The sequence below is a fragment of the Achromobacter sp. UBA5777 genome (assembly GCF_002418565.1).
GTDB lineage: Bacteria > Pseudomonadota > Gammaproteobacteria > Burkholderiales > Burkholderiaceae_B > Achromobacter > Achromobacter animicus.
The window spans coordinates 1-8466 of record NZ_DIEJ01000257.1; the positions used below are offsets into that span (position 1 = coordinate 1).

At 67.2% G+C, this 8466-nt stretch carries 5 protein-coding genes; 2 read left to right on the plus strand and 3 right to left on the minus strand.

Features of this window, described 5'->3' with window-relative positions; all coding sequences use genetic code 11:
* Positions 1-412 precede the first annotated feature (412 nt).
* Positions 413-4027, minus strand: a complete 3615-nt coding sequence (locus B3446_RS22295) for an indolepyruvate ferredoxin oxidoreductase family protein (RefSeq protein ID WP_291385080.1) — start codon at positions 4025-4027, stop codon at positions 413-415.
* Between the two features lie 228 nt (positions 4028-4255).
* Between B3446_RS22295 and mutY the strand changes: the two genes are divergently transcribed.
* Positions 4256-5338 (plus strand): A/G-specific adenine glycosylase, encoded by a 1083-nt coding sequence (mutY, locus tag B3446_RS22300; protein WP_291385082.1) that lies wholly within the window; start codon positions 4256-4258, stop codon positions 5336-5338.
* Between the two features lie 77 nt (positions 5339-5415).
* On the opposite strand, the gene B3446_RS22305 is transcribed toward mutY, so the two are convergent.
* A complete protein-coding gene (locus B3446_RS22305; protein ID WP_291385084.1) occupies positions 5416-6240 on the minus strand; it encodes a helix-turn-helix transcriptional regulator in 825 nt (274 codons plus the stop codon).
* Positions 6241-6406: 166 nt separating this feature from the next.
* Here B3446_RS22305 and B3446_RS22310 point away from each other — a divergent pair, with 166 nt between their 5' ends.
* Positions 6407-7177: a class I SAM-dependent methyltransferase gene (locus tag B3446_RS22310; RefSeq protein WP_191579270.1), complete on the plus strand. Its 771-nt coding sequence runs from the start codon at positions 6407-6409 to the stop codon at positions 7175-7177.
* A 1-nt stretch (position 7178) separates the two neighbouring features.
* Here the strand turns inward: B3446_RS22310 and B3446_RS22315 are convergent.
* Positions 7179-8466: mannitol dehydrogenase family protein (locus tag B3446_RS22315; protein ID WP_291385086.1), on the minus strand; the 1288-nt coding region annotated here is incomplete at its 5' end.

The window sequence follows — 8466 nt, forward strand, 5'->3', positions numbered from 1 at the left end:
AGCCACACGCGAAGCGTCATCCCCACGACGCAAGACGACGCGTAAGCCCCACCAGGCCGCCCGCGCGGCCGTTGTGGGGCGGGCGCCGCAAGCCGCTTCAAACACACGTTGTCGCCGGCAAGAACCTCAAGAACCCAACACGCCCCCCCATCCGCCAAGCTGAATTCATCGCAGCCGGGTGCGGCGTCGGCCTGGGGTGCGCGGGGCGTGTAGATGCGCCCGAGGGAAACCGAAGGGAGCCGAAGGCGTACGAGGTTGACGACGGGGCAGTCCGGAGNNGGACCGCAATCGTAGCCCCGCCCACCCCAGGCCCACGACGCGCCGGGCGTCTCAAGGACTCCACCCTCGGCATTACCACGGCTCCGGGAGGCGTCCCAAGCACTCACTGCGCGGCAACACCAATAAAGCATCATCAAGCCGCCCGAACCCCAATCGCCACCACCCTCGCAGTAAACCCCTTCAACAACTCCTCCCGCATCGCCTCAGCCCGCACCATCGACGCCTCCTTCACGTGCCCGTACCCGCGAATCTCCTCCGGCACGCTGGCCAACGCCACCGCCTTATCCAGATTCCCGCGATTCAACTTCCCCAGAATCGCCGTCACAGTCTCCCGATACTCCTTGATCAATTCCCGCTCAGCCCGCCGCTCCTTCGTATACCCGAACGGATCAAACCGAGACCCCCGCAAAACCCGCATCCTTGCCAACATCCGAAACACCTTCAACATCCCCGGCCCGTAAGACCGCTTCACCAGATGCCCATCCTTGTCCCGCCGTGCAAACAAAGGCGGCGCCAGATGAAAGCGCAGTTTCCAATCTCCCTCAAACTGCTCACCCACCCGCTTCAAGAACTCCCCATCCGAATACAACCGAGCCACCTCGTATTCGTCCTTGTAGGCCATCAGCTTGAAGTAATACCGCGCCACCGCCACCGCCAGCCGGTTCGTGCCCGTCGCCTCTCGTTCCGCATGCACCACCTTGTCCACCAGATCCGTGTACTGCTTGGCATAGTCCGCGTCCTGATACTGCGTCAGGAACGCCTTGCGCACCGCCACCATCTGCGCCAACTCACTGGCCGGCTTCCTTAGATCCACCACCGGACTCGCCACCCGCGGCCGCGTGATTTCGATGATGTCTTCCGGCTGCGCGGCCGGCACTCCGCCATTGGCCATCAAGCGCGCCACCGCCGCCGGCTCGTGCGCCGCCCGACGCCCCCACGCAAAGGCCGCAAGGTTGTTTGGCACCTGTTGGCCGTTCAGCTCGATCGCCCGCAACAACGCCTCGCCCGACAGCGGAATCCAGCCCTTCTGGAATGCGTAGCCCATCATCAGCGGATTCGAATAGATCGCATCGCCCAGCAGCACCACCGCCATGGCTGCGGCATCTACCGCATCAAGATTCTCCTTGCCGCAGGCGCTCTGCAGATCTGCCGTCAGATTCACCCCCGGCAATGTCCAGCCCGGGTTCGACACGAATGCCGCCGTCGGCGCCGTATCGCTGTTCAGCAGCACATGCGTGCGTCCCGGACTCACGCGCGCCATCGCCTCCGCGCTCGTCGCCACCACCAGATCGCCCGCCAGCAGCAGATCCGCCTCGCCCATCGCCACGCGCGTGTTCAGCAGATGGTCCGGCGAGCCCGCCAACACCACGTGCGAAAACACCGCGCCGCCCTTTTGCGCCAGCCCAGCCATGTCCAGCACCGAACAACCCTTGCCCTCCAGGTGCGCCGCCATGCCCAGCAACTGCCCGATCGTCACCACGCCCGTGCCGCCCACCCCCGCGATGAAGACGCCATAGGGCACATCCAGACTGCGCAAACGAGGCGCCGGCACATCCTCGTCCGGCGCGCCGCCCGATTGCGCCAACGCGGGCGGCTTCTTCAGTTTGCCGCCCTCTACCGTCACCAGGCTCGGGCAAAAGCCCTTCAGACAGGAGAAGTCCTTGTTGCAGCTCGACTGGTTGATCTTGCGCTTGCGTCCGAACTCGGTCTCCAGCGGCTCAACCGACAGACAGTTCGACTTCGACGAGCAATCCCCGCAGCCCTCGCACACCCGTTCATTGATGATCACGCGGCGCGCCGGGTCCGGATAGGCGTTGCGTTTGCGGCGGCGGCGCTTTTCGGTTGCGCAGGTCTGGTCGTAGATCAGCACCGACACGCCGGGATGCTCGCGCAGCTCGCGCATCACCGCGTCCAGCTCGTCGCGATGGCGCACGGGCACGTCCCGCGCCAGGTCGGTCACGTCCACATACTTGCCGGGATCGTCGGTCACCACCACGATCTTCTCGATGCCCTCGGCCGCCACCTGACGCGTGATCATCGGCACGCTGATCGGGCCGTCGACCGGCTGCCCACCCGTCATCGCCACCGCGTCGTTGAACAGGATCTTGTACGTGATGGGCGCCTTGGCGGCCACCGCCGCGCGGATCGCCAGCAGCCCCGAGTGAAAGTAGGTGCCGTCGCCCAGGTTCGCGAACACATGCTTTTCCTCGGTGAACGGCGCCTGCCCCAGCCACGGCACGCCCTCGCCGCCCATCTGCGTGAAGACGTCGGTGCTGCGGTCCATCCATCGCACCATGTAGTGGCAGCCAATGCCCGCCATGCCGCGCGAACCTTCCGGCAGGCGTGTCGACGTATTGTGCGGACAGCCCGAGCAGAACCACGGCTTGCGCTCTTCGACCACGCGCGGGCGCGCCAGCGCCGCTTCTCGCGTACGGATGAATTCCATCCGCGCCTCGATCCCGGCGCGCACGTCGTCCGGCAACGCGAACCGCAACAGACGCGCCGCGATGGCCTTGGCGACCATCGCGGGCGAGAACTCGTAATGCGCCGGCAGCAGCCAGTTGCCCTGCGGCACGGACCACTCGCCGCCATCCTTGTCGTCGAACTTGCCCACCACGCGCGGAATCTTTTTGCCACTGCCGATCCAGCTGAACAGCTCCTCCTTCAACTGGTACTCCAGCACCTGGCGCTTTTCCTCCACGACCAGGATCTCGTCCAATCCTTCCGCGAACCGCTGCGTGCCGGCCGACTCCAGCGGCCACACCATGCCCACCTTGAAAAGACGCAGGCCGATGCGCCGGCACACGTCTTCGGACAACCCCAGGTCCGACAGCGCCTGGCGCGTGTCCAGGTACGCCTTGCCGGATGTCATGATGCCGAAGCGCGCATCGCGCTGCGGCACCTCCCAGAGTTCGCGGTTCAGCCCGTTGGCCCGCGCATAGGCCAGGGCGGCGTACAACTTGTAGTCCAGCAGCCGCGCTTCCTGCTGCAACGGCGTGTCCGGCAGCCGGATGTTCAGGCCGTCGACCGGCAGCTGGAAGTCCTCGGGCAGCACGATGCGCACGCGGTGAGGGTCGACGTCGACCGACGCCGACACCTCCACGATGTCGGTGATGCACTTCATGCCCACCCAGACGCCCGCGTAACGGCTCATCGCCCAGCCGTGCAGGCCGAAATCCAGCACTTCCTGCACGCTGGACGGGAACAGCACCGGAATCATGCAGGCCTTCAGGATGTGATCGCTCTGGTGCGGGAGCGTCGAGGACTTGGCGGGGTGGTCGTCGCCCGCCACCACCAGCACGCCGCCGTGGCGCGCGGTGCCGGCCGCATTCGCATGCTTGAAGACGTCGCCGCAACGGTCCACGCCCGGCCCCTTGCCGTACCACATGCCGAACACGCCGTCGTACTTTGCGCCGGGAAAAAGGTTCACCTGCTGCGTGCCCCACACCGCCGTGGCCGCCAGGTCTTCGTTGATGCCGGGTTGGAACTCGACGTGGTGCGCCTTCAGATGCGCGGCGGCCTTCCACATGTTCTGGTCGACGCCGCCCAGCGGCGAACCCCGGTAGCCCGATACGAAGCCCGCCGTGTTCAGCCCCGCCTGCGCATCGCGCACGCGCTGCATCATGGGCAGCCGCACCAGCGCATGGATGCCGCTCATCCACGCGCGGCCGGATTGCAGGGTGTATTTGTCGTCGAGCTGAACGGATTCAAGCGCCGCACGGACGGCGGGCGTAAGGGGGGCATTCATGTCTACTCCAACATCGGATGCCCCCACCAGCGTCGCGCGCTTCTTGCCAGAACGCACGCGGGCCAACAAGGGCCGTGAAAGTGAAGTCCTGATGCGTTCGCGCCTCTTTGGGCCGAATCGCGCTTGCCGCACCCGCCGCCCAAAAAAACGGGGCCGGCTGGCGTTAGGCCTTTCGGTTGTAACCCTTGGCCCCCGGGCCGGCAATAGGGCGATGCGATAATTGCCGGCATGGACTTCGCCCCTCGCATCGTCGCCTGGCAGCGCCAGCATGGCCGCCACGATCTCCCCTGGCAGAACACCCGGGATCCCTACCGGATCTGGCTATCCGAAATCATGCTGCAGCAGACGCAGGTGGCCACCGTCATCCCCTATTACGAGCGCTTTCTGCAACGCTTTCCGGACGTCGCGGCGCTGGCCGCCGCCTCGCAGGAAGACGTGATGCCATATTGGGCCGGCCTGGGCTACTACGCCCGCGCCCGCAACCTGCATCGCTGTGCGCAGGAAATCGTGCGCGACTGGGGCGGCCGCTTCCCGCCCACCGCCGAGGCCATCGCCACGCTGCCGGGCATTGGCCGGTCGACTGCCGCGGCCATTGCCGCGTTCTCCAACGGCGAGCGCTCGCCCATCCTGGACGGCAACGTCAAGCGGGTATTCACACGCCACTTTGGCATCGCGGGCGATCCCGCCAAGCGCGAGGTCGAGCAGCGTCTCTGGGCGCTGGCGCATGCGCAGGTGGACGCCGCGCCCGGGCTGGACATGGCGGCCTACACGCAGGGGCTGATGGATCTGGGCGCCACCCTCTGCACGCGCGGCAAGCCTGCCTGTGACAGGTGCCCGGTGGCGGACACCTGCGTCGCCCGCCGCGAGGGACGTCAGGCGGAACTGCCCACGCCCAAGGTGCGCAAGGCCATTCCGGAACGCGAGACCTGTATGTTGGTGCTGCGGCACAAGGGCGCGTTCCTGCTGCAACAGCGTCCCGAGCCCGGCATCTGGGGCGGGCTGTGGAGCCTGCCGGAGTTTGATGTGGCGGGTGATCCCGACAGCGCATCGCGTGCGCTGGGGCTGGAGCCGGAACAGCGCTTCGAGCTGGCTGCCTTCGCGCATACGTTCACGCATTACCGCCTGCACATCCGCCCGTGGCTGGTGCCGGTGCGCGCGGTCGCTCTGCGCGAACCGGCGCTGCCGGAGCGCTGGGTGCCTGCCGACAAGCTGGGCACGATGGCGCTGCCCGCGCCGGTCAAGAAGCTGCTGCAGGGATTGGTGGATGCCGGGATGCAGGACAGCCTGTTCGGCGAAGAAAACGCGGCGTAGCGATTCGGCAGGTTAGCCGGTGTGGGCTTGAGCGGTGTCAGACGCCGGTCAACCTACGACGCCGCCTCATCGAGGTGTCAGACACCCGCCCCGCTCAGCAGCATCACCAACTTCAAATCCGGATGGGTCGCCAGCCGGAACGTGATCTGCTGGTACGCCAGCTTGCCGCGCTGCGGATGCTGGAATTCGCGCAGGCCGCCTTCGCGTTCGACCACGGCGTGCCGCGTCCACCAATGCGAGAAAACCACGCTTTGCCGGCTCAGGCTGTCCAGCAGCGCCAGCACCGCCGGTTCGTCCAGATGCGCACCCGCGTCGGCGCGAAATTCAGCCACCACGCGGCGGGCGCGTTGGTCCCAGTCGACCACCAGTTCACGCGCGGCGGGATCCAGGAAGATGTAGCGCAGCAGGTTTGGCTCCGGATCGCGTTCGGGCCAGTGGTCGAACAGGTCGACCAGCGGCGCGTTGCAGGCCAGCACGTTCCAGGCGCGGTCCAGCACATAGGCCGGCGCGTTGATCGCGTTCACGCATTCCTGCAGCGGGCCCGGCGCGCCGCCGGCGTCGTCGCGGGCGTGCTGCGGATCGGCGCAATCGGCAAGGTCGAAGAGGTATGCGCGCTCGGCCCGCGCCAATTGCAGCACGCCAGCGATGCGTGACCACACCGAGGGCGAGACCGAGACCTCGCGTCCCTGCTCGATCCACGTGTACCAGGTGACACTGATGCCGCAGAGCTGCGCCACTTCCTCACGCCGCAATCCGGGCGTGCGGCGGCGCGCCCCCTCGGGCAGGCCCGCCATCTGTGGCGTGATGCGCGACCGCGCGCTGCGTACGAATTCGCCCAGTGCGTGACGGCGCAGATGCGAGCCTTCGTGGCCGGGGGTGACGGGCTGGGGGGAAGTGGTCATACCAGGATGAGTAATGGGCTTGTACGTGTATACGGGCCCGCCTATCTTAGCGCCTGCATCCTTTCGCAATCCCGAAAGGAATTCTGACAACGATCTCGATCGCATTGCCGGCAACATACCGGCCAGAATTCCGCACCCAATAGCCTTCCCGACACAAGGACCCCTCATGACCGCCAGTTCGCACGACGCCGCCGTTGACCGCCAATTCAGCCCCCGCGCCGCCGCCTACCTGACCAGCGCCGTCCACGCCCAGGGCGAAGACCTGCTGCAAATGGCCGCGGTCGCTGGCCAGCACCCCGACGCGCGTGTGCTGGACCTGGGCTGTGGCGGCGGACACGTCAGCTTTCACGTGGCGCCGAAGGTCGCGCATGTGACGGCTTACGACCTGTCGCAGCAGATGCTGGACGTGGTCGCTGCCGAAGCCGCCAAGCGCGGGCTCGCCAATCTGGTGACCTGTCAGGGCAAGGCCGAGTACCTGCCGTTCGGCGATGGCGAATTCGATTTGGTGATGTCGCGCTATTCCACACACCATTGGCAGGACGCCGGCCGCGGCCTGCGCGAGGCTTTCCGCGTGCTCAAGCCGGGCGGCATTGCCGTCTTTGCCGACGTGGTGTCGCCGGGCGAACCGCTGCTGGACACCTGGCTGCAGACCATCGAAGTGCTGCGCGACACCTCGCACGTGCGCGATTACTCGGTGGCCGAATGGACCCGCATGCTGACCGAAGCGGGCTTCACGCTGCAGGAACTGGCGCCGCGCCGCCTGCCGCTGGAGTTCCAGTCGTGGGTCACGCGGATGCGCACGCCCGAGACGCTGGTGGCGGCGCTGCGCCACATGTTCGGCATCGCACCGGACGTGGTGCGCGCGCATTTCGACGTGCGCGAGGACGGGTCTTTTACGAGCGACACGGCGACGATCGTGGTGAGAAAGCCGGGCTGAATCAGCCCGCCGGCGCCCGATACATCGCGGACAAGGCGCCCGCTACACCCAGGCTGCGCAGCAACTGCGCAGCCGCTCCCACCGCCCGCACAAACCGCGGCTCCTGGCCGAGGTCACCGAACACCGGCTCAAACCCCGTCATGACGCCCGCCCACGCCAGCATCGCCGCGGGCCCCTCGCCCGCCTGCTCCGCCGCCCGTTCGGCCTGCTCATACCGATGCGCCAGCGATTCGGCCAACGGGTCCTGGACCTCATAGATACGCCCGGCCTCATCCTGTCCGCGCAGGAAAAGCAGCCACCCGGCCACGGCTAACGCAAGACCCGGCATCGGCGCATCCGCCGCCAGCCGGTCACGCACCGTCCCCAGCAGCCGCTGCGGCAACTTCTGTGAGCCGTCCATCGCAATCTGCCGCGTCTGGTGCCTGAGCGCAGGATTGGCGAACCGCAGCAACAGCCCCTGACGGTACTTCTGGATATCCAGCCCCGGCAACGGCGGCAGCGCCGGTTCGATCTCCTGGCCCATCAGCGCGCTCAGGTAATGCCGCATGCCGGGCCGCGCCATCGCCTCGTCCACGGTGGTCCACCCCGCCATCACCGACAGATACGCCAGCGCCGAATGCGCGCCGTTGACCATGCGCAGTTTCAGCGTTTCGAACGGCGCGGCGTCCATCACGAAACGCGCGCCACCGGCCGTCCAGTCCGGCCGGCCCGCCGCGAAGCGGTCTTCGACGACCCATTCCAGATAGGGTTCGGCCACCACCGGCCAGGCGTCGCGTACGCCCAGCGCCGCAGCGATCTCCTGCCTATCCGCGTCCGTCGTGCGCGGCACGATGCGGTCGACCATCGAGCAGGGAAATGCGCACGCCGATGCAATCCAGTCCGCCAACGCCGGATCGACGCGCGCCGCGAACGTCAGCACCAGTGCCCGCAGCAAGTGGCCGTTGGCGGGCAGGTTGTCCAGCGACATGACCGTGAGCGGCGGCAGGCCCATCGCGCGGCGGCGTTGCAGGCCGTGCACGACAAAACCGATGACGCCACACGGCGACTCTGGATTCGCGAGGTCATGCACGACGTCGGGATGATCCAGATTCAGCCTGCCGCTGGCGGGATCATGGCAATAGCCCTTCTCGGTGACCGTGATGCTGACGATGCGCGTGCCGGTCGCCGCGATGCGCGCCAGCACGACCTGCGGGTCCTCGGGCGCCACCAGCGTTTCAAGCAGGCAGCCGATGACACCCACACGCTGCCGCGGCGCGCCGCTGCCATCGGCATCGCGCAGCGCCAGCGCA

What these genes read in the sequence shown, in the direction of transcription:
- B3446_RS22295 (WP_291385080.1), bottom strand. Translation starts at nt 4,027, where the DNA reads ATGAATGCCCCCCTTACGCCCGCCGTCCGTGCGGCGCTTGAATCCGTT.
- mutY (WP_291385082.1), top strand. Translation starts at nt 4,256, where the DNA reads ATGGACTTCGCCCCTCGCATCGTCGCCTGGCAGCGCCAGCATGGCCGC.
- B3446_RS22305 (WP_291385084.1), bottom strand. Translation starts at nt 6,240, where the DNA reads ATGACCACTTCCCCCCAGCCCGTCACCCCCGGCCACGAAGGCTCGCAT.
- B3446_RS22310 (WP_191579270.1), top strand. Translation starts at nt 6,407, where the DNA reads ATGACCGCCAGTTCGCACGACGCCGCCGTTGACCGCCAATTCAGCCCC.